The organism is Polaromonas sp. JS666 (assembly GCF_000013865.1).
GTDB lineage: Bacteria > Pseudomonadota > Gammaproteobacteria > Burkholderiales > Burkholderiaceae_C > Polaromonas.
In genome coordinates, this window is the sequence record NC_007948.1 from 2,290,555 (window position 1) to 2,313,655 (window position 23,101).

The 23,101-nt window shown below is 62.9% G+C and carries 23 protein-coding genes; 9 read left to right on the plus strand and 14 right to left on the minus strand.

The genetic code is table 11. The annotated features are described in order from the left end of the window. Position 1: 1 nt before the first annotated feature. Positions 2-904 carry a 4-hydroxy-tetrahydrodipicolinate synthase gene (gene dapA, locus BPRO_RS10925; RefSeq protein ID WP_011483120.1) on the minus strand — a complete coding sequence of 301 codons (903 nt, stop codon included), beginning with the start codon at positions 902-904 and terminating at the stop codon, positions 2-4. 284 nt (positions 905-1,188) lie between these two features. Here dapA and BPRO_RS10930 point away from each other — a divergent pair, with 284 nt between their 5' ends. Continuing rightward, positions 1,189-1,755: a molybdenum cofactor biosynthesis protein MoaE gene (locus tag BPRO_RS10930; protein ID WP_011483121.1), complete on the plus strand. Its 567-nt coding sequence runs from the start codon at positions 1,189-1,191 to the stop codon at positions 1,753-1,755. A 25-nt stretch (positions 1,756-1,780) separates the two neighbouring features. Here the strand turns inward: BPRO_RS10930 and BPRO_RS10935 are convergent, their stop codons facing one another. Beyond that, positions 1,781-2,293, minus strand: a complete 513-nt coding sequence (locus BPRO_RS10935; protein ID WP_011483122.1) for a MarR family winged helix-turn-helix transcriptional regulator — start codon at positions 2,291-2,293, stop codon at positions 1,781-1,783. A 142-nt stretch (positions 2,294-2,435) separates the two neighbouring features. Here BPRO_RS10935 and BPRO_RS10940 point away from each other — a divergent pair, with 142 nt between their 5' ends. Further along, positions 2,436-3,431, plus strand: coding sequence for a tripartite tricarboxylate transporter substrate binding protein (locus BPRO_RS10940; protein WP_011483123.1), 996 nt, complete (start codon positions 2,436-2,438; stop codon positions 3,429-3,431). Between the two features lie 106 nt (positions 3,432-3,537). After that, positions 3,538-4,779: a flavin-dependent oxidoreductase gene (locus BPRO_RS10945; RefSeq protein WP_011483124.1), complete on the plus strand. Its 1,242-nt coding sequence runs from the start codon at positions 3,538-3,540 to the stop codon at positions 4,777-4,779. 107 nt (positions 4,780-4,886) lie between these two features. On the opposite strand, the gene BPRO_RS10950 is transcribed toward BPRO_RS10945, so the two are convergent. Then, positions 4,887-5,480 carry a hypothetical protein gene (locus BPRO_RS10950; protein WP_011483125.1) on the minus strand — a complete coding sequence of 198 codons (594 nt, stop codon included), beginning with the start codon at positions 5,478-5,480 and terminating at the stop codon, positions 4,887-4,889. A gap of 138 nt (positions 5,481-5,618) precedes the next feature. Between BPRO_RS10950 and clpB the strand changes: the two genes are divergently transcribed. The 3 genes from clpB to BPRO_RS10965 all read left to right on the plus strand — a co-directional run bounded on the left by clpB (position 5,619) and on the right by BPRO_RS10965 (position 11,325). Beyond that, positions 5,619-8,219, plus strand: coding sequence for an ATP-dependent chaperone ClpB (gene clpB / locus BPRO_RS10955; protein WP_011483126.1), 2,601 nt, complete (start codon positions 5,619-5,621; stop codon positions 8,217-8,219). A 754-nt stretch (positions 8,220-8,973) separates the two neighbouring features. After that, a complete protein-coding gene (locus tag BPRO_RS10960; RefSeq protein WP_011483128.1) occupies positions 8,974-10,383 on the plus strand; it encodes an IS701-like element ISPosp2 family transposase in 1,410 nt (469 codons plus the stop codon). Positions 10,384-10,410: 27 nt separating this feature from the next. Beyond that, complete coding sequence (locus tag BPRO_RS10965) at positions 10,411-11,325, plus strand: class I SAM-dependent methyltransferase (RefSeq protein ID WP_011483129.1); 915 nt, start codon at positions 10,411-10,413, stop codon at positions 11,323-11,325. 110 nt (positions 11,326-11,435) lie between these two features. Here BPRO_RS10965 and BPRO_RS10970 read toward each other — a convergent pair whose 3' ends face one another. From BPRO_RS10970 to BPRO_RS11000, 7 genes are all read right to left on the minus strand, one after another. Next, positions 11,436-12,419 (minus strand): ribokinase, encoded by a 984-nt coding sequence (locus BPRO_RS10970; protein WP_011483130.1) that lies wholly within the window; start codon positions 12,417-12,419, stop codon positions 11,436-11,438. Then, positions 12,419-13,717 (minus strand): TRAP transporter large permease, encoded by a 1,299-nt coding sequence (locus BPRO_RS10975; RefSeq protein WP_011483131.1) that lies wholly within the window; start codon positions 13,715-13,717, stop codon positions 12,419-12,421. Before BPRO_RS10975 ends, BPRO_RS10970 begins: the two co-directional genes overlap by 1 nt. Then, positions 13,714-14,193 (minus strand): TRAP transporter small permease, encoded by a 480-nt coding sequence (locus BPRO_RS10980; protein ID WP_011483132.1) that lies wholly within the window; start codon positions 14,191-14,193, stop codon positions 13,714-13,716. The genes BPRO_RS10975 and BPRO_RS10980 overlap by 4 nt, the downstream gene beginning before the upstream one ends. 20 nt (positions 14,194-14,213) lie before the next feature. Then, positions 14,214-15,242, minus strand: a complete 1,029-nt coding sequence (locus BPRO_RS10985) for a sialic acid TRAP transporter substrate-binding protein SiaP (protein ID WP_011483133.1) — start codon at positions 15,240-15,242, stop codon at positions 14,214-14,216. A gap of 67 nt (positions 15,243-15,309) precedes the next feature. Continuing rightward, positions 15,310-16,245 (minus strand): dihydrodipicolinate synthase family protein, encoded by a 936-nt coding sequence (locus BPRO_RS10990; protein WP_011483134.1) that lies wholly within the window; start codon positions 16,243-16,245, stop codon positions 15,310-15,312. Beyond that, positions 16,242-16,952, minus strand: a complete 711-nt coding sequence (locus BPRO_RS10995; protein ID WP_011483135.1) for a GntR family transcriptional regulator — start codon at positions 16,950-16,952, stop codon at positions 16,242-16,244. Before BPRO_RS10995 ends, BPRO_RS10990 begins: the two co-directional genes overlap by 4 nt. Before the next feature lie 7 nt (positions 16,953-16,959). After that, complete coding sequence (locus BPRO_RS11000) at positions 16,960-17,406, minus strand: RbsD/FucU family protein (RefSeq protein WP_011483136.1); 447 nt, start codon at positions 17,404-17,406, stop codon at positions 16,960-16,962. A gap of 192 nt (positions 17,407-17,598) precedes the next feature. Here BPRO_RS11000 and BPRO_RS11005 point away from each other — a divergent pair, with 192 nt between their 5' ends. The 3 genes from BPRO_RS11005 to BPRO_RS11015 all read left to right on the plus strand — a co-directional run bounded on the left by BPRO_RS11005 (position 17,599) and on the right by BPRO_RS11015 (position 20,027). Continuing rightward, on the plus strand, positions 17,599-18,603 hold the full coding sequence (locus BPRO_RS11005) for an aldo/keto reductase (RefSeq protein ID WP_011483137.1): 1,005 nt from the start codon (positions 17,599-17,601) through the stop codon (positions 18,601-18,603). Beyond that, positions 18,600-19,436: an amidohydrolase family protein gene (locus tag BPRO_RS11010; protein ID WP_011483138.1), complete on the plus strand. Its 837-nt coding sequence runs from the start codon at positions 18,600-18,602 to the stop codon at positions 19,434-19,436. The genes BPRO_RS11005 and BPRO_RS11010 overlap by 4 nt, the downstream gene beginning before the upstream one ends. 87 nt (positions 19,437-19,523) lie before the next feature. Continuing rightward, complete coding sequence (locus BPRO_RS11015) at positions 19,524-20,027, plus strand: GNAT family N-acetyltransferase (RefSeq protein ID WP_011483139.1); 504 nt, start codon at positions 19,524-19,526, stop codon at positions 20,025-20,027. Positions 20,028-20,063: 36 nt separating this feature from the next. Here BPRO_RS11015 and BPRO_RS11020 read toward each other — a convergent pair whose 3' ends face one another. Genes BPRO_RS11020 through BPRO_RS11035 form a run of 4 tightly spaced genes read right to left on the minus strand, consistent with a single transcriptional unit; the run spans position 20,064 to position 23,076 of the window. Then, entirely contained in the window at positions 20,064-20,810 is a 747-nt protein-coding gene (locus tag BPRO_RS11020) for an aquaporin (RefSeq protein ID WP_011483140.1), read from the minus strand. Beyond that, positions 20,807-21,307 (minus strand): arsenate reductase ArsC, encoded by a 501-nt coding sequence (locus BPRO_RS11025; protein WP_011483141.1) that lies wholly within the window; start codon positions 21,305-21,307, stop codon positions 20,807-20,809. The genes BPRO_RS11020 and BPRO_RS11025 overlap by 4 nt, the downstream gene beginning before the upstream one ends. A 28-nt stretch (positions 21,308-21,335) precedes the next feature. Then, positions 21,336-22,691 (minus strand): hypothetical protein, encoded by a 1,356-nt coding sequence (locus BPRO_RS11030; protein ID WP_011483142.1) that lies wholly within the window; start codon positions 22,689-22,691, stop codon positions 21,336-21,338. 22 nt (positions 22,692-22,713) lie between these two features. Next, a complete protein-coding gene (locus BPRO_RS11035; protein WP_011483143.1) occupies positions 22,714-23,076 on the minus strand; it encodes an ArsR/SmtB family transcription factor in 363 nt (120 codons plus the stop codon). Positions 23,077-23,101: the final 25 nt, after the last annotated feature.

A 23,101-nucleotide genomic window follows, 5' to 3' on the forward strand; every position in this document is an offset into this window, starting at 1 on the left:
TTTACCCGATCAACCCATCCAGCCGCTGCAGGCGTTCAACCAGCGCGCCAGAGGCCGGGGTCATGGGGCTGCGAAGTTCTTCGCGAACCAGTCCCCGGCGCGCGAGCAGGGCTTTCAGCGGGCCTGGGCTGGGTTCGGCGAACAAGCCTTCAATCAGCGGCAGCAGCGGCTCCCACAGCGTGCGGGCCTGCGCCTCATCGCCGGTCCTGATGAGATCCATCCCCTGGACGAAACGCCGCGTGTGCACATGGGCCGCCGCCGCAATCGCACCATGGCCGCCTTGCGCCAGGGTGGAGAAAATATGGCCATCCTCGCCGCACAAGACCTGCAGGCGGCCGTCCCTGATCAGCGCTTGCGTTTTGTCTGCGTCGCCACCGCAGTCCTTGATGGCGCAGATGCGTGGATGGCTGGCCAGCGCCCTCAGGGTCTCCAGTTCGATCTTCACACCGGTGCGGTAGGGAATGTCATACAGGATGACCGGCACGGCACTGGCGTCGGCCAGCTGGGTAAACCACTCGATCAGGCCGGCTTGGGCAGGCCGGATGTAGTGGGGCGCGGGCAGCAGGATGCCGGCAATGCCCAGCTCGCCCAGCACTTTGATGCGCGCCGCGGTTTTCCCCAGGTGGTAGCCCGACAGGCCCATGACCACCGGCAGTTCAGGTGCTTCCCGCATGACGGCCTGCAGCACGGCCAGCTGCTCTTCGTCGCTCAAGGCTGCTGCTTCGCCCGTGGAGCCGCAGGCCACCAGGCCGGCAATGCCGCTGCCGCGGTAGTGCGCCACCAGGCGCTTCAAGGACGCATGGTCAACCTGGCCGTGGTCAAAAGGGGTGACAAGCGGGATCCAGAGCCCCGAGAAATCCGGAGTTACCGGGGTTACCTGGTTTGCATTGCGCGCTGTTTGCATGAAGACACATCCTTAAAAACTGACCGGCTTGGAAGGCCATCGTCAAAACAAGAGGTGGTGCACGCAGGAAAGACCTGAAAGTAACTGGCGGCTCCATCGCTCATTCGACGACGGAACCGCAGCCCCGGTCAAATGAGCAACGGTTTTTTTGACTTGCTGGCGCACGCCTCATGGCCACGGCTGCCGTTGGGCATCCAGGCGGTGAGGAGGTTTGTGCAGCCAGTCATGCGACAAATCTTACGGTATGTATCCGGCTTTTGGGGGCTGGTGGCAAAATTGCAACTATGGCTCTATCCCGCGTTCTGATCACGACCGAAGACTTCAACCTGGCCGATGAGGTGGCTGTTCTGCGCGCGAATGACAGCCGGGTCGGCGCCGTATGCACTTTCACGGGCACCGTGAGGGACCGCAATATGGCCCCCACACTTGCCACTGCGTGTGCTGCGCTGCCCCCCGAGGGGGCTGAACTTGCTAGGGGCGGCCCGTCGCTGCGTTCGTCGGCCCAGCAAGGGGAGGTGCTTTCGATGGAACTGGAACACTACCCCGGCATGACCGAAAAAGCCATTGAGGCCATGATCGACGAGGCGATGGTGCGCTTCGATATTTTTGGCGTTCGGGTGATCCACCGTGTCGGACTTTTGCAGCCGCTGGATCAGGTGGTCATGGTGGCGGTGACTTCCGCTCACCGCGGTGAAAGCTTCAAGGCCTGTGAATTTTTGATGGACTACCTGAAAACCCAGGCGCCGTTCTGGAAAAAAGAGCAGACGCCAGAGGGCGCGCGCTGGGTCGATGCGCGCGTGAGCGACGATGCCGCACTGGCCAAATGGGGCATACAAGCCACCAATGGCTAGTACTTCTGGGTCGGAGTACCAAACATTACTTCGCCCCCGGCATACCCCTGGGCTCGTCCGTATCTTGCGCTGGAGGCACAAAAGGGGCCCGCGCCTCGTCTTCCAGCCCGGCTGTCAGCAACTGCAGCAGCTGGACCAGCTGGTTTTGCTGCGTATTGTCCAGCGGCGCCATCAGGCGGCTGTAGGCGCGCTCGGCGGGTTCCTGTGCCTGTTTCAGCAGGGCGAGCCCCTCGGGTGACAGGGAAATCGACAAGTTGCGCCGGCTCGAAGGTGCGGGCACGCGCTCTATCAGTCCCCGCGTTTCCAGGCCGCGCAACACGCGCAGCACCGTCACCTTGTCAAAACCCAGCGCGCGTGCCAGCGTGGACTGGTCCAGGCCAGGGCTGGCGCGCAGCACACTGAGCACGCCGAACTGCGCGGGTGTCAGCCCGACACTGCGGCATTCGTCTTCGAAAACGGCGGCCGAGATCTGGTGCGCGCGACGCAGCAAAAAACCGGGGCGCGCGTAAAGTTTGGAAAGGTTATGGAAGGCAGGCACAGTATCTGGTCAGAGCCGGTCAACTCAGGGGCTAAGGAAAGACTACGGTATCCAAGTATTCGGGGGCTCAGGGAATTCATGGATTGTGCCCTGTTGATTTTGCCAAATACTGGTTAGCATACAAACCAAATAAGACTTGTTGATGACGATTACCTTTTCGTGCCGTCGCCAGCTGGTGCTCAGGCTGGGCATGCTGCTGGCTGCGGCGGCCACCGGTGCAAATGTGCTGGCGCAGACCGCGGCGCTGCCCCAAAGCCCCATTCGCCTGATCGTTCCTTTCACCCCGGGCACCGGCATCGACCTGATTGCCCGCACCGTGGGCCCCCGGCTGTCCGAGCGCCTCGGGCGGCCGGTGGTGGTGGACAACCGCGCCGGGGCCTCCGGCAACATCGGCACCGAAGCCGTGGTGCGCGCGGCGCCCAACGGTGCCACCTTGCTGGTAACCGTCAATACGCTGGTGATGAATGCCAGCCTGTACCCGCAACTCCCGTTTGACCCGGTCAAAGACCTGACACCGGTCTCGCTGACCAGCTGGGGACAGCTTCTGCTGGTGGCAAACCCGAAAACCGGCTTCAAAACCGCGACGGACCTGGTCGCCGCCGCACGTAGAGCCCCCGGACGCATCAACTATGGCTCGCCCGGTGTTGGCACGCCGCACCACCTGGCCATGGAACTGCTCAAGACCACGGCTGGCGTGTTTGTCACGCATATTCCCTACCGCGGCACCGGCCCTGCGGTGACGGATCTGATCGGTGGCCAGATCGACGCCATGTTTTTACCCATCCATGTGGCCTTGCCGCATGTCAGGGCGGGCAGGCTGCTGGCACTGGGCCTTGGCAGCGACAGGCGCCACCCCTTGCTGCCGGAGCTTCCCACCTTGGCTGAAGGCCGGACCGGTAACGTCAACGTGGACATGTGGTACGGCATCTTCGCGCCCGCCGGCACGCCACCGGATCTGGTGGCCGTGCTGAACCGTGAGATCAGGGACATCCTGTTGAGCGACGAGGTGAAGAAAGCCTTCCAGGCCCAGGGCATGGACCCCGGCAGCAGCACGCCGGCGGACTTCCGGCGTCTGGTTGAAAAAGATGCGAAGCGCTGGGCCGAACTGATCAAGACACAGAACATCGCCGCGGACTGAGTCTGCTGCAAGCTCAATATGCTATCAAATGTGTAGCATAACTGTTTCGTATTTAAAAGACCGGTCTCTGTTCACCCCATAAGAGCCACTAACCGACGAGAACACCATGAAGATTGCAATAGTTGGCGGCGGCATAGGAGGCTTGAGCCTGGCGCTGGCAGTCAAACAACGCGGTCTGGCATGCGATGTCTTTGAAACCGTCCCGGAGGTCCGGGAGGTCGGTGTCGGTATCACCCTGTTGCCGCACGCGATGCGTGAATTGGCGGCGCTGGGCCTGCAGCCGCAGCTCGAAGCTGCCGGTATTGAAAACGAGGAAAGCGTGTTTTTCAACCGCTTCGGCCAGTTCATCTACAAAGAGCCACGCGGGCGCCATGCCGGCTATGACTTGCCGGAAATTGGCATCCCGCGCGGCAAGCTGCACCGGCTGCTGTACGAAGCGGCGCTGGAGCGCCTGGGCAGCGGCGCCGTTCACACCGACCACCGTTGCACCGGCGTGGACCAGGACGACAGCGGCGCCACGGTTCATTTCACGCAGACGTCAAGCGGTGCAGACTTGCCCTCCCGGCGAGCCGACGTGGTGATTGCCTGTGACGGTGTCAACTCGACCGTGCGCCGCCAGTTCTATCCTGACGAGAAGGTCGCTTTTGCCGGCATCAACACCTGGCGCGGCGTCACGCGCCACCAGCCCATTCTGACGGGCAAAAGTTATCTGCGCGTGGGCTCCCTCCACACCGGCAAGATGGTGATCTACCCCATCGTCGACCGGGTGGATGATGAAGGTACCCAACTGATCAACTGGGTCGCTGAAATCCGGCGTGACAACGCGGCGATGAACGACTGGAACCGCCCGGGCGACCTGAAGGACTTTCTGGACATCTTCAAGGATTGGCGTTTCCCCTGGCTCGATGTCGCCGCGTTGATTACCAGTGCCGGGCAGATCCTTGAATACCCGATGGTGGACAAGGACCCGGTGCCCCAATGGACGTTTGGCCGCGTCACCCTGCTCGGTGATGCGGCGCATCCGATGTACCCGCGCGGCTCCAACGGTTCGGCCCAGGCCCTGATTGACGCGCGGGTGCTGGCTGAACAGCTTGCGGCCCACGCGGGCGGCGATGCGCGCGCCGCGCTGCAGGCTTACGAGGAACTGCGGCTGGCTCCGACGGCACAGCTTGTGCTGACCAACCGCTCGGTGCCGCCCGACTTCATCAACATCAAGGTCGATGAGCTGAGCGGCGGCAAACCCTTTGCGAACATCGACGAGCTGATCAGCCAGCAGGAACTGCGCAGGATTTCAGAGTACTACAAGAAAGTCGCCGGCTTCTCGCTGGATATGCCCAAGGCGGGTTGAATAACCCACTGATCGAGTCCGCGAAGACAATGCACGCGGTCAGCGTGAGACACCCACCCAGACCAGCGTGCCACTGTCTGTCGCTGTCTGCCGTGGTCTGCTGTCATTCAGTTCAGGTACCTGGGCTTGGCGGGCTCAATGGCCAGCTCGGGCACCTCGGAGCTGCCGGCTGGCGTGAGGTTGGCGGGCGCCACAGGCTCCAGCCACTGTGAGGCGTTCAGGCTCTGGTGCAGCAGGTGCAGCAAGCCGTTGGTCAGCTGCCCATCCATCATGACCTGAAAATTTCGTACGGTGTCACTGCCTGGCAGTTTTTCAAGCATCTGCAGGCGCAGCTGACCACTGCTCATCAACGTGACCTTGACTTCGGTCAGCAGCAGCGGCTCGGGGCCCAGCACGGCATTGGCGGGCTGGCCCTGCCGGTCTTCGTAGGGCGTCTTGAAGTCGCCGGTGCGCAGCAATGCCTCTTTCTGGAAGGTGTCCAGCAGCTGGTCGCGCTGTTCGTCCAGGCTGGCCGCGGGCGCCGCGGGACCCGCGAGCTTGGTCATTTGGGCGGTTGCCGATTGGTTGAGTACTGGCAACAGGGCCAGGGCCAGGCGCCGGGTCAGCCAGGCGCGCAGCTCGCCGCCTTCCTTGCCATTGATCCGTATCAATAAACGGTCCTGTTCCGGCGCGTAATTGACCGAAACCTGATGTATGTTCATGTCAATGATTCTAGTCCGCTGCCCGCATGCCGGGGGGCCTCGGGGTAGCCGCTGGCCAGACCCGCCGGTTGTCGGCGCTATTGAAAAAGCTTTGGTCCAGCCCCAGATCAACAGCAATCAAATTCGAAGGGACGCCTCATGCGCCAGGACAAACTCACCACCAAATTTCAGGAAGCGCTCAGCGATGCACAGTCGCTGGCACTCGGCAACGACAACGGCTACATCGAGCCTGCTCATTTGCTGGCGGCCATGCTGCGCCAGGATGACGGCCCCCGCGCCTTGCTGGAGCGGGCCGGCGTCAATGTCAATGGGCTGACCCAGGCGGCCGATAGCGCCGTCAAAAAACTGCCCCAGGTGCAGGGTCAGGACCAGATCCAGGTCGGCCCCGAGCTGGCCCGGTTGCTGCAGGCCACCGAAAAAGAAGCGATCAAGCGCAATGACCAGTTCATTGCCGGTGAGCTTTTTTTGCTGGCCGTGGCCGACAGCAAGGCCGACGTGGGCAGGATCGCTCGCGAAAACGGCCTGACCCGCAAGTCGCTGGAAGCGGCGATTGACGCGGTACGCGGCGGGCAGGGCGTGAACAGCGCTGATGCGGAGGGCCAACGCGAAGCCCTGAAGAAATACTGCATGGACCTGACAGAGCGCGCACGCCTGGGCAAGCTCGATCCGGTGATTGGGCGCGACGATGAAATCCGGCGTGCCATCCAGGTGCTGCAGCGCCGCACCAAAAACAACCCGGTGCTGATTGGTGAGCCCGGCGTCGGCAAGACCGCCATCGTCGAGGGCCTGGCCCAGCGCATCGTGGCTGGCGAGGTACCCGATTCATTGAAGGGCAAGCGCGTGCTGTCACTCGACATGGCCGCCTTGCTGGCCGGGGCCAAATTCCGTGGCGAGTTTGAAGAGCGCCTGAAAACCGTGCTCAATGAATTGGCCAAGGATGAAGGCCAGACCATCGTCTTTATCGACGAGCTGCACACCATGGTCGGCGCCGGCAAGGCAGAAGGCGCCATGGATGCCGGCAACATGCTCAAGCCCGCGCTGGCGCGTGGCGAGCTGCACTGCGTGGGTGCCACCACCCTGGACGAATACCGCAAGTACATTGAAAAGGACGCCGCCCTGGAGCGTCGCTTCCAGAAGATACTGGTGGACGAGCCCACGGTGGAAGCCACCATTGCCATCCTGCGCGGGCTGCAGGAAAAATACGAAGTCCACCATGGTGTGCAGATCACCGACCCGGCCATCGTGGCTGCGGCCGAACTCAGCCACCGCTACATCACCGACCGCTTTTTGCCCGACAAGGCCATCGACCTGATTGACGAGGCAGCGGCCAAGATCAAGATCGAGATGGACTCCAAGCCCGAGGTGATGGATCGCCTTGACCGGCGCCTGATCCAGCTGCAGATCGAGCGTGAAGCCGTGCGCCGCGAAAAAGACGAAGCGTCGCAAAAGCGCTTTGGATTGATCGAAGTGGAGATCGCCAAGCTGCAGAAGGAGATATCCGATCTCGACGAAATCTGGCAGGCCGAAAAAGCCCAGGCGCTCGGCTCCAAGGACGTCATGGAAGAGATCGACCGCATCCGCTTCCAGATTGAAGAGTTCACCCGCAAGGGCGACTTCAACAAGGTTGCCGAGCTGCAATACGGCAAGCTGCCCGAACTTGAAAAACGCCTCAAGGCCGCGCAGGACACCGAGGCGCAGAAGGAAACCAGCGATGTGCCCAAGCTGCTGCGTACCCAGGTCGGCGCCGAAGAGATTGCCGAGGTTGTCGCGCGTGCCACCGGTATTCCGGTCAGCAAGCTGATGCAGGGCGAGCGCGACAAGCTGCTGCTGATGGAGGGAAAACTGCATGAGCGCGTGGTCGGCCAGGACGAGGCCATAGGCGCAGTCGCCAACGCGATCCGCCGTTCGCGTTCGGGTCTCAGCGATCCGAATCGGCCGACCGGCTCCTTCCTGTTCCTTGGCCCGACGGGTGTGGGAAAGACCGAGCTGTGCAAGGCGCTGGCAGGCTTCCTGTTTGACAGTGAAGACCACCTGATCCGCGTTGACATGAGCGAGTTCATGGAGAAGCACTCGGTCGCCCGCCTGATTGGGGCGCCTCCCGGCTATGTGGGTTACGAGGAGGGCGGTCATCTCACCGAGGCCGTGCGCCGCAAACCCTACAGCGTGCTGCTGCTCGACGAGATTGAAAAGGCTCACCCCGATGTGTTCAACGTACTGTTGCAGGTGCTTGACGATGGGCGCCTGACCGACGGCCAGGGCCGCACCGTGGACTTTAAAAACACCGTGATCGTGATGACCAGCAACATCGGTTCACCCATTATCCAGTCCATGGTTGGCCAGCCGGCCGAAGACATCAAGGACGCGGTGACCGACGAGCTGAAGAACTACTTCCGCCCGGAGTTCCTGAATCGCATTGACGAGACCGTGGTGTTTCATGCGCTCGACGCGAAGAACATCGAGTCGATCGCGCGTATCCAGCTCAAGGTGTTGATGGAGCGCCTGCAGAAAATGGACCTGGCGATGGAAGTCTCGGAGGCGGCAATTGCCGAGCTGGCCAAGGTCGGCTTCGACCCGGTGTTTGGCGCACGGCCACTCAAGCGCGCCATCCAGCAGCGCATCGAAAATCCGCTGTCCAGGCTGTTGCTGGAAGGGCGCTTTCCGCCCAAGAGCGTGATCCCGGTCGAGGTGGATCCCGTGCGCGAGCCGGGCGTTTTCAAGTTCGAGCGAGCCGCCCACTAGGCCCTGGTGCCCCAGGGTGCCATGGAGTTTGTAGCTTCCGGCGATCGCCATTTTCAATGGCTACGCATGTTTTGTCGCTGAGGATAAAACCCGATCCTGCGCAGACAGGATGCGGGTGCGGTGAGCGAGGCTTCAGTGAAATGCGCAGAGTGTTTGTGTAACCATGTGCTCGTTTGTGTAAAAGCCTTGAGGCCCGCGTCGAGTACTGCGCATTTCTGCCAGTGTTCGAGCCCTGGTGCGAAGGCAAACCAATCGTGAGCCCCCTGAGCACGAATGCCACCGTCTGCCGGCAAGGGCTTTTGGGCGATAAAAACAGGTACCGCCTGCGTGATGCCTGTACGGGCCGGTTGCACATGCTGAAAGCAGGACCCTTCAGCATCGTACGGAGTCCTGCGCCACAGCCTGTGCAGAGGCAGTGCAGGGTGTGGCAGTACCTGCCCACCTCGCACAAACGTGAACGAGCACCTCATTACATAGGGTTACCGCCGGGGAGCTCATGAGCGATAGAGTGGCTGCGTGCGCAACCGCTTTGGTCGAGCTTCTCACCATTTCACACGCGGTCGCACAAATGGCTGGCAAGTGCGCTTGCTTTTCCGATGCGCGTTGAATGTGCGACTGCACCCGTGACCTTTGTCCGGCGTGCCCTCCGGCATTCACCGTATTCCTTTTTACACACGGAACGTCAATGCCTTATTCTTACTGTGTTATAAATCAAGGCATTATCTGCACATCTTCAACTGAAAGGTGAGCCTTGATGGACGAACTGCAAGAGTTTGATCGCTACATGGCGCATCTGAGCGAAGGTCTGGGCCATGCGGACCGGCACGCCGGACTGCGTGGGTACTGCACCGGCCTGATGTCGCCGCTGCAGCGCAAGAGCGTCGAGCCGATGGCCGCGCACATGGACCCGCTGAAGGTGCGCTCGCGGCACCAGTCGCTGCATCACTTCGTGGCCGATGCGAACTGGTCGGATGGGCAGATGCTGCTGCGTGTGTGCCAATGGGTGGTGCCGCTGATGGACCTCAAGGACGGCGGCTGGTGGATCATCGACGACACGGGTTTCCCCAAGCAGGGCCGGCACTCGGTGGGCGTGGCACGCCAGTACTGCGGGATGCTGGGTAAGCAGGACAATTGCCAGGTGGCCGTGAGCGTGTCGCTGGCGTGCGAGGCGGCCAGCGTGCCGGTAGCGTGGCAGTTGTACCTGCCGCGCGAGTGGGCCGACGACCCGGCGCGCCGCGACAAGGCCGGCGTCCCCGAGGCACTGCAGTTCGCGACCAAGCCGCAGATCGCATTGCAGCAGATCGAGCATTTGATGGGTCAGGGTGCGCCCCGACACTGTGTTCTGGCCGATGCCGGCTACGGCGTGGACACGGCATTTCGCGCACGCCTGAGTGAGTTGGGCCTGCGCTATGCGGTGGGCGTCACCGGCAGCGTCACGGTCTGGCCGCCCGGGCGCGAGCCCTTGCCGCCGGCGGCCTACGGGGGGCGCGGGCGCCTGGCCAAGCGACTGCGCCTGGGCGGCACCGCTTTGCCGCAACACCATCCGCAATCGATCAAGGAACTCGCCCTGGAACTTGGAGCCAAGCATTGGCACACCGTCACCTGGCGCGAAGGAACGAACGCCAGGCTGCGTTCGCGCTTCGCCCGCGTGCGGGTGCGCGCAGCGCACCGGGACAACCTGCGCGAGGAATTGCGCGAACCCGAGTGGCTGCTCATCGAGTGGCCCAAGGGTGATGCAGAGCCGCTCAAGTACTGGCTGTCCACACTGCCCGAGGACACACCGCTGGCGCGCATGGTGTTTGAAGCCAAGATGCGTTGGCGTATCGAGCGCGACTACCAAGACCTCAAGCAGGATCTCGGCCTGGGCCACTACGAGGGGCGGGGCTGGCGGGGCTTTCATCATCACGCCAGCCTGAGCATCGCCGCCTACGGTTTCTTGCTCGCTCAGCGGTTGACCCACCCCGATGAAGCCGGGGGTAAAAAAAACGGCGCAAAACGCCAAGAGTCTGCCCTACCCACGCATTACAAGCCTCGGGGAAGCCCAGCGCACGCAGCGCCACGTCCCATCCTCGATCACCACCTTGCGGCTGCGCATCGGCGCGCTACTGGCTCGCAGTCTGCCTCGATGCCCTTGTTGCCTTCGAGTTCGGGACGGACCAATTAACTAACACAGTAAGATTATCGCCCTGTCATGAAATCCCGAAATCAGTGTCCCGGCTGCCTGTCGGATTCGCTGTCTGTCGTTTACGAAGAGTCGTATGGCGGCCCGGGCATCAGGAGCTATATGGCGAGGCACTACGAAGGCAATGCCAGCAGCGCTGCTGATGCCTGTTCCTATGAGCTGGTGCGCTGCAACAGCTGCACCCTGGCCTTTCAAAAGCAGGTGCCTGATGACCGATTGCTGGATGAAATCTACAACGGCTGGGTTCCTGGCACCGAGCTGGACCGGACCCATCGGAACTACAGTCTTGACGACTACCGCTACCTGGCTGAGCAGGTTCAGTATGTCATTCAATACTTCGGCGTTCCACCGGGCGAATTGAGTGTTCTGGACTTTGGGTTCGGATGGGCACACTGGTCCCGCATGGCCATGGCGTATGGCTGTGATGTGTATGGTGTTGAGCTGTCTGAAGAACGCATCCGGCATGGCCGATCGGTGGGAATCAAGGTTGTCGAGCTCGCCGATCTGCCCGCCAAAAAATTTCATTTCATCCATACAGAACAGGTCTTCGAGCACCTGACTGAGCCTCGGGCGGTTCTTGAGCGCCTGGCGCAGGCGCTGGCTGCGGACGGGCTCATCAAAATCAGCGTGCCCAACGCAGGGCCGTCGCTGAAAAAGCTGGCCCGGCACGGTGATTTCGGCGCGCTTTCGCCAGCGCATCAAATGCCCATCGCGCCGCTTGAACACGTCAACGCCTTCAATCACGATTCGCTGGTTGCGTTCGGTAAAACGCTGGGCCTGAAGCCGGTGCGACCCAATTTTTTCAAGCTGTACAACAGCGCATCCGGCATGCTCGCGGCCAAAAACCTGGCGCGTGTTCTTGCGCGCCCCTTCTATCGGCACATCTTTCCGCGCAGCACGTTCGTCTACTTTGCGCACGCCTAGTTTCTTGCTGAGGCCCAGGTGAAGTGCTGCGCGCTATAAAAAGTGTGTGTGCGGCCGCATGGATTTTGCAAAAGGGCTGATTGGCTAACCAGCTGCCCGCATCGGGGAGATTACCTGGCGACCTGGCTCATCAGGGCCGCAACGTCTGCGCGTGCCGGAATGCCGTCGATCGCGCCACGCCTGGTCACTGACAGGGCCGCCGCGGCATTGGCCCATTGCATGGCGCTCGCGAGTGGCTCGCCGCGTGCCAGGGCCGCTGCCAGCGTACCGGTGAAGGTGTCGCCTGCGCCTATGGTGTCCAGCACGGGCATGCTGCGTCCGGCCAGGCCGATCGGGGTCTGTCTGCCTTGATAAAGGCGACAGCCGGCAGCGCCCAGCGTCACCAGCACCGCACCGGTTCCGCCTGCCAGCAGGTGATTTGCGGCGGCGTCCAACGATCCTGAGTGCTCCGCACCGGCGAGCTGATACAGCTCGCTTTCGTTCGGCGTGAGAACGTCGACCAGTGCCAGCAACTCCTCAGGCAGGGGACGTGCCGGCGCGGGGTTCAGCAGGGTGATGGCCCCGGCTTCGCGGGCCAGCCGGAAGGCCTGCAGCGTGGCCTCTACAGGCACCTCGCAGGACGCCATCACGACGCGGCAGCTGCGCAGCACACCATGGGCCGCCTGTACCTGCGATGCGCCCAGGCCGGAGCCGGCGCCGGGGCAGACAGCAATGCTGTTGTCGCCATCGTCATACACCAGGATCTGGGCCACGCCGCTGCATTCGCCGGCGGCGTGCTCGACATGGTCGGTGGCGACGCCTTCGGCATGCCACAGCGTCATGCCCATACGCCCGAAGTCGTCGTCGCCGATGCGGGCGATGAGCGCTACGCGCGCGCCCTGGCGGGCGGCAGCGACGGCCGCATTGCTGCCTTTGCCGCCGGGGCTGATGCTGAATGCACTGGCCATCAGCGTCTCGCCGCGAGCGATAGGCCGTGCCACGTGCGACACCAGGTCGGCATTCCAGCTGGCCACGCAGACCACCTCGGCAGGCGCTTCGGTGGCTGTTATTGCTACGGGCTCTGCGGCGCCGGCGGGGCTATCCGGGTGGCTCACTATTTGCCTCCGTAGCCCATGGTTTGCGGCAGCCACAGCACAATTTGTGGAAAGCAGGTCATGGCGAGCAGCAAGAGCAGCAGCATGACCAGGAAATGCCAGCCTTCTTTCATCATTTCGCCAATCGGGATGCCGGTCAGCGCCTTGGTTACGAACAGCAGCATGCCAAAGGGCGGGTGGATCAGGCCGATCATCATGTTGAGCACCACCAGCACGCCAAAGTGCACCAGGTCCACGCCCAGCAGCTTGGCCGCGGGCAGCAGCATGGGCACAAACACCAGCAGCAGCACCGACACATCCAGAAAGCAGCCCAGCACCAGGAACATCACGTTGACCAGCAGCAAAAACTTGATCTGCGAGAGCTGCATGCTGTCGACCCACGTGGCCATGGCTTGCGGCACGCCTTCGGCGGTGAATGCGTAATTGAGCATGAAGGAGCCGGCCAGGATCATGGTGATGACGGCGCTGCCGCGGGTGGACTCCATGATCACGCCCCAGAAGGTGCGCCAGGTCAGCGCGCGGTAAACCACCCCCGCCAGCACCAGCGCATGAAAAGCAGCCACCGCGGCGGCTTCTGTGGGCGTGAAGGCGCCGGAGTAAATGCCACCGAGCAGCACGATGGGCATGGACAGCGGCAGGGCGCCGCGAAAGATGATGCTCGGCCATTCACTCAGCGGAATTTTGTCTTCACGCGGCATGTTGCGTTTCACGGCAATGAAATGCACCACTGCCATCATCAAAAATGCCATCAAAAAGCCCGGCACCACACCACCCAGAAACAGCGCCCCCACCGAAGCGCCCGACACCAGGGCGTAAATCACCATGGGAATGGAAGGCGGAATGATGGGTCCGAGTGTGGCGCTGGCCACCACCACGGCACCCGCAAAGCCGCGTGTGTATTCCGGCTTCTTGAGCATCTGGCGAATGGTGACCAGGCCGGGCCCGGCGGCGTCGGCAATGGCGCTGCCGCTCATGCCCGAGAACACCACGCTCACCAGAATATCCACTTGCGCCAGGCCGCCGCGCACGCGCCCGACCAGGATGCGGCAGAAGTCAAAAATGCGCTCGCTCACCGTGCCGGCGTTCATGATGTTGGCCGCAAACACGAAGAGCGGCACGGCCAGCAGCACATAGCTGTTGTAGAGGCCGTTGCCCACCTGCTCGGCCACCAGGCCGATGTCCTGCCCCTTGACCATCAGGTAGGCAATGCCCGAGGCCAGCATCGAAAAACCGATGGGCATGCGCAGCAGCATGCCGGCCACCAGCACGAGAACAAGAACGAGGATTCCGGATGTCATATGCGCAACTCCGCTTCAAGACCAACACCCCGAATCGCGTTCCAGATGGCCCACGCAGAGCGAACAACCAGTGCCGCCAGCAGCAGCACAAAAGGCAAAAACACCCACATGAAGGACAGGCCCAGCACGGGTGTTCCTTCCCGGGCCATGAAATGCACATAGTCCCAGCTGGCCGGAATGCCGCACAGCGCCAGCCCGCCAATCATCAGGTTGCCTGCGATCTGCATCACCTGCCGGGCGCGTCGGCTGACGCTGTTCCAGACCAGGTCGAACACCACGTGTTCACGCTCGGGCACGATAAAAGCAGCAGCCCACAGAATGACCCAGACATACAGGATCACGGCGGCTTCGTCGGTCCATGCCATCGGTTTGTTGAACCCGAAGCGTGCCGTGACCTGGATCACAAACACGATGAACAGAGTCAGGAATAACCCGCCGCCGATCAGGTCGGCAGCCTTTTTAGGCCAGGTTTTCATGGGGATGTGGCGTGCCGGATTTACTTGGTGGCGTTGATGCGCTCAAGCAGGCCTTTGGGCCAGGCTTTGGCGTACTCCGAGTTCAGGTAGGTGGCCTGCACCGACTTGCGGAAGGCATCCACATCGGGCGTGGTGACCTGCAGGCCCTGTTGCTTGAAGAAATCAACCAGCTGCGCTTCTTCCTTCAGGCGGTTCTCGTTGTTGTAGCTTGATGCCGCCTGCGCAGCCGCCTTGACCTTCTGCTTTTGCGTTGCGTTCATGGCGTTGTACGCCTTGTTGGAGATCGCAATGAAGATGCCGTCCACCAGATGGCTGGTCAACACGATCTGCTTGGTCACTTCATAGAACTTGGCGGCGCGCACGGAAGGCAGGGGATTGTCCTGACCATCGATGGTGCCGGTCTTCAGGCCCAGGTAGACCTCGCCAAAAGCCAGGGGCGTGGCGGTGGCGCCCAGCGCTTCACCGAGGAACAGCCATTCCTTGGAGCCGGGCATGCGCAACTTGATGCCCTTGAGGTCGGCAGGGGTCTTGACATTGCGCGCCTCACGCAGGTTGACCTGCCGGGTGCCGAGGTACACGGTGGACAGCGGCGTCACGTCCATTTTTTCAGACACCGTCTTGAACATCTCGGTGCCAATGGGGCCGTTGAACACCTTTTGCTGGTGGTCCGGGTCGCGCACGATATAGCCTGCAGTGAAGACCGAGAACTCGGGAATCAGCTTGGCAATGTCAAAGGCGGAGATCGAGGAGAGCTCCAGATTTCCGCGCGCCATGGCCGCCGGCTCGGTTCCCTGCTTGAACAGCGACGCGTTCAGGTTGATCTGCACGTCGAATTCGCCGGGCGCGCTTTTTTCCAGGTTGTCCTTGAAGACTGTCCACATCTTGGCATGCCAGTCGTCGGGAACGGCCGGGGTGGATATGCGCAGCACCATCTTGTTTTGCGCCTGTGCCTGTACCGGGATGCTGTGCAGCAGGGCACCCATCAGCATCACGGCGGAAGCGGTGGCCAGCAGGCTGCGGCGAAAAATGTTGTTCAGGGAAGTTTTCATGGTGTCTCCTTTGTCGTTAAGTCGCTTGCAAACTCGTTGAATGCGGATCAGGCTTGCCTGATGCGGGTCAGTCGGATTTTGTATCAATACCGAAAGCGGTGATGCTCTTTTCGAGGGCCTTGAACTCGTCAGGTGTCAGAGCAACCAGCGGCGCACGCACACGCAGCCAGGTCTGGTCACCGCTCAACATGGCCATGATGCCCTTGAGCGCCGGCATCAATGAGTAGCCTTCGAGCAGGCCAAGCAACTTGATGATGCGCTCGCGTTCGGCAGGCGTTGTTGCGGCGTCGGGCTGGGTCACCAGGCGCTTGACCACACGCGGCATGAAGTTGGCCAGGCCGCTGATGGCGCCGGTGCTGCCGCGCCGGCCCATTTCCGGCAGGTCCGGCTCGAAGCCGACGTACACCGTCAGGTCTTTCATGAACGCATTGGCCAGGCCGACGGAATGCTCTGTGCTGCAGGCGCTGTCCTTGATGCCCAGAATGGTATTGGGGTACATGTTTTTCAGCGTGCTGATCACGTGGTGTGACAGGCCGACGCCGGTGACCTGCGGAATGTGGTACAGGTAAAGCTTGAGCCTGTCATCGGCCAGCCCGTCAATGACATAGCGGTAGCAATCGATGACTCCCTGGTCTGAAACACCCTTGAGGAAGAAGGGCGGCAGCATCAGGCAGCCGTGCACACCGGCGTTCACCGCGTGGCGCGTGAGCTCCAGGGTTTCGGGCAGGGCCGCGCAGCTGGTGGAGACCATGATCTGACCGGCAGGGATGCCGTTTTTAATCAGCTGCTCAATCGCCTCCTTGCGCTCGGCCAGGGAAAACGAGGGCCCTTCGCCGGTGGTGCCAAAAGCAGTGACGCCGGGGCAGCCGCTGGCGATCAGCGACTTGCAATGGGCTGCCAATTTGGCGTGGTCAATGCTCAGGTCGGCATGCAGCGGCGTGAGCAGGGCGGGCCAGATGCCACGGAATGCCAGCGATTTGGTGGAAGTTTGGGGTTCGGTCATAAAAGTTTCTCCAAAGACCACGGCATGTCCGGCCGCGGCAGTCCGAGTACGCGACGGTGCGCACTCTCGATGTGGTGGCTCAGGCGGTCGACCACGGCTTGCGGGTCGCGCCGCTTGAGGGCGTCTATAAACCAGAGGTGCTCTTCCATGGCGGGAATCAGCACTTCGGGTGAAAGGGTGGAGCCTTCGAGCTTGATGAGGCGCACGCGCAGGCTGTTGATGCGGTAGACCTCGGAAATCAGCTCGTTGCCCAGTGCGTCAATCATCAGGTCGTGCAGGCCCCAGTCCACCGCGGTGGCGTCCTTGAGCAGGTCGTCGTCGATCGCCGTCAGGCGTGCGCGCCGCACGATGTCGAGGTGGGCCTGCTCGATGGCGGCCAGGTCGCGATCGGACACGGTGGTGACAAAGCGGCTCGCCGCCTCGCGCTCAAGCAGCCGGCGCAACTGGAAGGCGTTGTTGATCAGCTTCAGGTCGACATGGGCGACCTGCAGGCCGCGCTGCGGCACGGTCTTGAGCAGGCCTTCGGCCTCCAGGCGTGGAATCAGCTCGCGCACCGCGCCCAGCGGCATGCCCAGCAGCTGCATCAATTCGCGCTGCGAGATGAACTGGCCGGGCCGGATATTGGCATCGACGATCTGCTGCTGAAAGCTCTCGTAGGCCTGCGCGCGCAGGCTGGTGGGAGCGGGGTGGTGGGTGGTGGTGCTCATGCCTTGGTCATTCGTCGTCGCTGGCAATGACGCCTTTGCGCAGCACGATGTTGCCGTACTTGCGCTGCTCGCCGGTCTGCAGGATCAGGTAGGCTGACTGCGCGCGTTCGTAAAAATCAAAGCGCTCCAGGGAAACCGCAGGGCGCTCGCCGGCCTGGGCCAGCGCCGATGCAAATTCGGCCACCGGCGCGGGGATGGCCGTGGCATTGCCGACCACCTGCATGGTCCAGGCGGCATCGGGCACAAAATCGTCCAGCGGAAGCAACTGCAATACGGCGTTGAGAACTTGCGGTGCGCTGGTTCCGGCAAGTTGTACCAGGCGGGCGCCGCTTTGCTGGGCCACGCGGGCTGCCGGAAAGTTGGCATCGACAATGGCCACATCATCGCCATGGCCCATGCTGGCCAGCGCGTGAAGTGCGTCGGGCGTGAGGAGGGGCGGAATGTTTTTCAGCATGGCAGGGACAGGATGCGCAGGGGCGGGCGGGTTGTGGTCAGCTGTGGATGGTGGCTTGTGGACTTGTGGCTGGTGTTGACGTGCGCGGTGCTGCTGGAAGTTAATTAATTGCCAAACCACGGGATTTCCCCGTGTTGATGACTGACATGTTAGCTATACCATAGCTGAACTTTTATCGGGATTTACCCTGCCATGCCACCAGTTTTTCCTCCCTGCGCTGCCAGCCAGCTACGCCTTGGTCTCGGCGGTGCGCCCTTGGGCAACCTGTTTAGTGCCGTCACGGATGACGACGCCCAGGCGCTGGTTGACGCCGCCTGGGCCAGCGGTTGCCGCAGTTTTGATACCGCACCTCATTACGGACATGGCCTGTCGGAACGCCGGCTGGGCGATAGGCTGCGCCGCCATCCGCGTGATGATTTTGTGCTGTCGAGCAAGGTGGGGCGCGTCTTGGTGCCGGATGCCGGCGCGCCCCGCGCCCAGCATGGCTATGTCGATATTCTTCCTTTTCGCCAGGTTTGGGACTTCAGCGCGGCGGGCACGCGCCGCAGCGTGGAGGACAGCCTGCAGCGCCTGGGTCTTTCGAGGCTGGACGTGGCGTATGTGCACGACCCGGATGCGGCGACCCACGGCGCGCGCGCGCCCGAAGTGCTCAGGCAGGTGATTGATGAAACCCTGCCGGCGTTGCGCCAGCTCAAACAGGAGGGCCTGGTACGCGCCATCGGCCTGGGCACCAACGACGTGGATGTGGTGCTGCAGGTGCTGCGTGAGGCCGATCTGGATGTGTTGATGCTGGCCGGACGCTACAGCCTGCTGGACCACAGCGCGCTGCCCGAACTGTTGCCGCAATGCGTGGCGCGCGGCGTGCGCATTGCGCTGGGCGGCGTCTTCAACTCCGGCATTCTTGCCACAGGCACCCGGCACGGTGCGGCGACGTTCAACTACGCGCCGGCCGCAGGGACCTGGGTGGAGCGCACGGCAAGGATCGAAGCGGTGTGCGAGGCATACGGCGTGCCGCTGCGCGCGGCGGCGCTGCAATTTCCGCTGGCGCATCCGGCGGTGGAAATCGTGATGCTGGGCGCCCGTCAGGTCGCTGAATGGGAGGATGCGCTGGCCATGCTGCAGCACCGGATCCAGCCCGGCTTCTGGACGGCGCTGCGTGAGCAGGGCCTGTTGCCCGCCGAGGCACCTACGCCATGAGCATTGACGCGCACTTTCATTGTTGGCAGCTGGCGCGCGGCGACTATGGCTGGTTGAACCCCGCGCGAGATCCGGCGCTGGCACCCATCTGCCGTGATGTGGCCGTGACGGACTGGCAGGCCCAAGCTATGCCGCACGGCGTCACCGGCGGCGTGCTGGTGCAGGCCGCGCCGACGGAAGCTGAAACGCATTTCCTGCTGGCGCAGGCCGATGCGCATCCAGCGGTGCTGGGGGTGGTCGGCTGGGTGGATTTTCTGGCTGCTGATGCGCCTGCCCGCATGGCAGCGTTGGCAGGTCATCCGCGCCTGAAGGGCTTGCGCCCGATGTTGCAGGACATTGGCGACCCCGCGTGGATACTGCAACCGGCGCTGGCGCCCGCATTGCGCGCCATGTCCGATGGCGGCCTGGTGTTCGATGCCCTGGTCAAGCCAGTTCACCTGCCGCACATCCTGACGCTGGCGCTGCGCTACCCGGATTTGCGCCTGGTGATAGACCATGGAGCCAAGCCGGCGATTGCCGCCAACGAATGGCAGCCCTGGGCCGATGGGATGGCCCGGCTGGCTTCGCAAACGCAGGCCATGTGCAAACTCTCCGGGTTGATGACCGAGGCCGGCCCGGCACCGGCGCCCGGAGCGGTACGACGATGGGCTGAGCATGTGCTGGCGTGCTTTGGCCCCTCCCGCGTGGTGTGGGGCAGTGACTGGCCGGTACTGGAACTCGCCGGCAGCTATGGCCAGTGGTGGCGCGAAACGCAGCACCTGCTGACCGGGCTGGGCGTGCAGGAGCAGGCGGCCATCATGGGTGACAACGCAAAACGCCTCTATCGCCTCTGACTCGTTTCCGACTCGCCGGTGGCTGGCACAGCATCTGGAGGGGGTCTTTAAAATCACCTCATCATTTGTTGACCGGAAGAACCCCGCGTGACTGAATTTGCCTCCCCCAACCTGCACATTTGCCGGGCCGACTACGCCCATCCGGTACACGCCCGCGCAGTGGTCGAGTTGCTGGATGCCTACGCACGGGACGGAGCCGGTGGCAGCAAGGCCCTCAGTGACTTTGCAAAGACCCACCTGGTGAAAGAACTGGCTGCGCGCCCCCAAGCCTTCAGCGTGCTGGCTTTTGCTGGTGACCAGCCCGTGGGCCTGATCAACTGCATCGAGGGTTTTTCCACCTTTGCCTGCCGTCCGCTGGTCAATATCCATGACGTGGCCGTGCTGCCCGGCCACCGCGGGCAGCGGGTGGGCGAGCGCATGCTGGCGCTGGTCGACCAGATTGCCCGCGAACGCGGCGCCTGCAAGCTCACGCTGGAAGTCCTGCAAGGCAACCAAAGCGCCATCAGGCTCTATGAGCGCGTGGGCTTTGCCGGCTACCAGCTGGACCCGGCCATGGGGCAGGCGCAGTTTTTCCAGAAGTGGCTGGAATGATGGCCACCTGAGGCCATCGGCATACCTGAGGATTGATCAAGGGTGCTGCACTCCGTCCGCGTGGGGTTGCGCGCCGGTGGCACCCAGCCATCGACTGAGCAGCACACCTGCCACCGCCCCGGCGGCCTCAGCCACCGCAAAACCTGGCGCACTGATGGGCGCAATGCCAGCAAAGCTGTCTGACAGCATGCGCCCGAGCACAGCGGCCGGATTGGCGAACGAAGTACTCGCCGTGAACCAGTAAGCCGCGCCGATGTAGCAGGCCACCAGCGCCGCTGCCTTGCCTTTGGGCGCGCGCAGCACCACCAGAATCAGCCCGGCAGTGGCCACGCCTTCGGCCAGCCATTGACCCCAGCCGCTGCGCAGCTTGCTGCTGAACTGCAGCACGCTCATGTCGAACATGGCATGGGCCAGCCAGGCGCCTGACACCGCACCCAGCAATTGACCCGCTATAAGAAAGAGGGCGGTTGGCGTCCGTCCGCCATGGGTTGGGGTGCTTCTTGACCATAAAACGAGGGTTACCAGCGGGTTGAAGTGGGCGCCGCTTACGGGGCCCAACACTTCAATCAGCACGTAGAGGGCAAACACGGTGGCCAGCGTGTTGGCCAGCAGGGCTATGGCGGTGTTGCCGCCGCTCAGGCGCTCGGCCATGATGCCGGAGCCGATCACGGCGCACAGCAAGGCGGCGGTACCGAAAAACTCGGCCAGCAGCTGGTGCTTTAAACGTGGCGGGGCGGCCTGGGAATGCGCTTGACGGTCCGGGCTGGTCGACAGCTGGCTCATGAATCCGCCAAATTACGTGCGCTGTTTTGCAGCATCAATTTGCCAAGGCTGGCTGGCGGCAGATTGACCAGCAGTTCCAGACGGCGGTGGATCGCATGCAATGTCTGTCGGAAAGCCTCCAGCTTTTGCGCATCGTTGCCGTCGCCCGCTGACGGGTCGGCATAACCCCAATGGACGGTAGCGGGGTGACCTGGCCAGAACGGGCACGCTTCGCCTGCAGCGTCGTCACAGACAGTAATCACCAGGTCCATCACGGGGGCACCGGGCAAGGCAAACTCATCCCAGCTTTTGCTGCGCAGCCCCTGGGTCGGGATGCCCGCAGTTTCCAGAACCTGAAGCCCCAGTGGGTTGGGTTGCTGATTTTCCCGCGGCCTGCTGCCGGCTGAAAACGCCTTGAAGCGGCCTTGGCCGATATGGTTCAGCAGGGCTTCGGCCAGAATGCTGCGGGCCGAATTGTGGGTGCATAAGAACAGGACGTTGAGGGGGTGCTCGGGCATGAGAATTCTCCAGCGGTTTATGTTTTTTTCAGCAGACCGTGCCTGGGGCAGCAACGCATGCGCTGTCGCTTGCGGGCATGGTTGATCGGGGTGGGGGCAGGCGGCTGTCCAGGGCGGATAACACCACCACCGGGGAAAAACCGCCGCCGGCCGTTCGGAAGTTGGTGGTCTGGCCGGTGTAGGTGCGCGCCGCCAGCAATTGCACCTGGCCGCGCCAGGTGTAGGCGCGCAGGTCCAGCTTCAGGCGGGTGGCCACACCATCGACGTCCACCAGGCGCTCGCTGGGCGGCACCAGCGCCTGGGCCACAAAGCCGCCGGCCAGGATATCGCCCCAGACGCCGCGCGTGAGCTTGTCGCCGCGGTAGGCGGCTTTTGCGCCATAGCCCGCCACGGGTTTGAAGAACAGCTGGCGCCGTCGGGCCCAGAGTGCTTGGGCATGGTCGGCGGTGACCAGTTCGGTGTGCGGAATGGCGGCCTGCAGAATCCGGCGGTCCTCATCGGACACCCCCCACGACGCAAGCAGTGCGTCGTTGCCGAGTGTGATGAGGTTGCGTTTGTCCGCATACAGCGCATGGGCACGCGGATGCGGCGTGACGACCGCTGCACCCGCCACATAAGCGTCGTGCAGGGCCGCATGGGTCGGGTCGGACAGGCTGAAGTCGGTCAGGCGGTTGTAGACCAGATCCACCGGCTGGCCTGCAGGAAGGGCCGGGTGCCACAGGGCGTCGTCCTTCCACTGCAATTCGCGCGCATCTCCCACGGCGGCAACGAGGCCATGGGCGAGGAACAACTGCCGTGCCAGCGCAAACTCGGGCGCGAGGTACTGGGCGTGCGGCGCGTCATCGATGATCAGGATGGTGCGCAGCGGCCGTGCTCCGCGCTGGGCTTGCCACTCGGCGCGGAACATGTCCACAAAGCTCTGGTTGACCCGCGTCAGATCGGTTGACGCATCCATCAGGCCCTGCATGGGTTCGCAGCAGGCCCGGTGCGCGCGCGCCAGCGCTGCGTTCAGCAGGGCGCCACCAGCGTTGGTGTTGATTTCAATCAGGCGTGGGCCGTCGACGCCGAGGTGAAAGTCATAGCCCATGAACACGCCTGCGGGCCCGAAATCATGGCGGGCAATCTCGGGGGCGCAGGCCAGGGCCAGTTGCTGGTAGGCGGGCAGGGCGATCACGCGCTCGATGGCGGCGATGGCCTGGCCCAGCGTCGTGCGGATCGCGGGGTCCAGAAAGACGGCGGTTTCGGAGAACAGGTGGGGATGCGTGGTGGCCAGCCCGGCCACCATGCCTTCCAGGCTGGGGTCGGTCTCGAGCTGCTCGCGCAGCTGGTCCGGGTTCAGGGTGCGGCACAGGCACCCCAGGTTCAATGCCTCTGCGAGGTTCATGAGAGCTCCTGGGCGTTGTGAGTCAGCAGGCCCCGCAGGATGCGGTGTTGGTTACCTCACAGGCCTCGCCTTGGCAGCAATGCTCGGTCAGGTAAGTCAGCAGCGCGGTCATCTGGCCGAAGTTTGCGCGGTAAATCAGGTTGCGACCGCGCGCTTCGCTGCGGACCAAACCCGAATAAGCCAGCTCTTTCAAGTGGAACGACAGCGCGCTGGGCGCCACACCCAGTTGCTCCGCCATGGCCCCCGGCGTCAGGCCATCGGGCCCAGCCGCCACCAGGGCCCGAAAAGCCCGCAGCCGTTGGGCCTGGGCCAAGGCGGCCAGCGCCTTTACGGCGGCACTTTCGTCCAGTGGGGTCAGCTCAATGGGGTGTGCTAAATATTCCATAGTTCAAATATAATTGAATCATTGA

Bases quoted from the DNA above. Each gene is read 5' to 3' on its own strand.
- BPRO_RS10960 (WP_011483128.1), top strand. From the start codon at position 8,974: ATGGACGAACTGCAAGAGTTTGATCGCTACATGGCGCATCTGAGCGAA.
- BPRO_RS10965 (WP_011483129.1), top strand. From the start codon at position 10,411: ATGAAATCCCGAAATCAGTGTCCCGGCTGCCTGTCGGATTCGCTGTCT.
- BPRO_RS10990 (WP_011483134.1), bottom strand. From the start codon at position 16,245: ATGACCGAACCCCAAACTTCCACCAAATCGCTGGCATTCCGTGGCATC.
- BPRO_RS11025 (WP_011483141.1), bottom strand. From the start codon at position 21,307: ATGCCCGAGCACCCCCTCAACGTCCTGTTCTTATGCACCCACAATTCG.
- BPRO_RS11005 (WP_011483137.1), top strand. From the start codon at position 17,599: ATGCCACCAGTTTTTCCTCCCTGCGCTGCCAGCCAGCTACGCCTTGGT.
- BPRO_RS11000 (WP_011483136.1), bottom strand. From the start codon at position 17,406: ATGCTGAAAAACATTCCGCCCCTCCTCACGCCCGACGCACTTCACGCG.
- BPRO_RS10995 (WP_011483135.1), bottom strand. From the start codon at position 16,952: ATGAGCACCACCACCCACCACCCCGCTCCCACCAGCCTGCGCGCGCAG.
- BPRO_RS10985 (WP_011483133.1), bottom strand. From the start codon at position 15,242: ATGAAAACTTCCCTGAACAACATTTTTCGCCGCAGCCTGCTGGCCACC.
- BPRO_RS10940 (WP_011483123.1), top strand. From the start codon at position 2,436: ATGACGATTACCTTTTCGTGCCGTCGCCAGCTGGTGCTCAGGCTGGGC.
- BPRO_RS11035 (WP_011483143.1), bottom strand. From the start codon at position 23,076: ATGGAATATTTAGCACACCCCATTGAGCTGACCCCACTGGACGAAAGT.
- BPRO_RS10930 (WP_011483121.1), top strand. From the start codon at position 1,189: ATGGCTCTATCCCGCGTTCTGATCACGACCGAAGACTTCAACCTGGCC.
- BPRO_RS10945 (WP_011483124.1), top strand. From the start codon at position 3,538: ATGAAGATTGCAATAGTTGGCGGCGGCATAGGAGGCTTGAGCCTGGCG.
- BPRO_RS11030 (WP_011483142.1), bottom strand. From the start codon at position 22,691: ATGAACCTCGCAGAGGCATTGAACCTGGGGTGCCTGTGCCGCACCCTG.
- BPRO_RS10950 (WP_011483125.1), bottom strand. From the start codon at position 5,480: ATGAACATACATCAGGTTTCGGTCAATTACGCGCCGGAACAGGACCGT.
- BPRO_RS10980 (WP_011483132.1), bottom strand. From the start codon at position 14,193: ATGAAAACCTGGCCTAAAAAGGCTGCCGACCTGATCGGCGGCGGGTTA.
- BPRO_RS10975 (WP_011483131.1), bottom strand. From the start codon at position 13,717: ATGACATCCGGAATCCTCGTTCTTGTTCTCGTGCTGGTGGCCGGCATG.
- BPRO_RS11010 (WP_011483138.1), top strand. From the start codon at position 18,600: ATGAGCATTGACGCGCACTTTCATTGTTGGCAGCTGGCGCGCGGCGAC.
- BPRO_RS11020 (WP_011483140.1), bottom strand. From the start codon at position 20,810: ATGAGCCAGCTGTCGACCAGCCCGGACCGTCAAGCGCATTCCCAGGCC.
- clpB (WP_011483126.1), top strand. From the start codon at position 5,619: ATGCGCCAGGACAAACTCACCACCAAATTTCAGGAAGCGCTCAGCGAT.
- dapA (WP_011483120.1), bottom strand. From the start codon at position 904: ATGCAAACAGCGCGCAATGCAAACCAGGTAACCCCGGTAACTCCGGAT.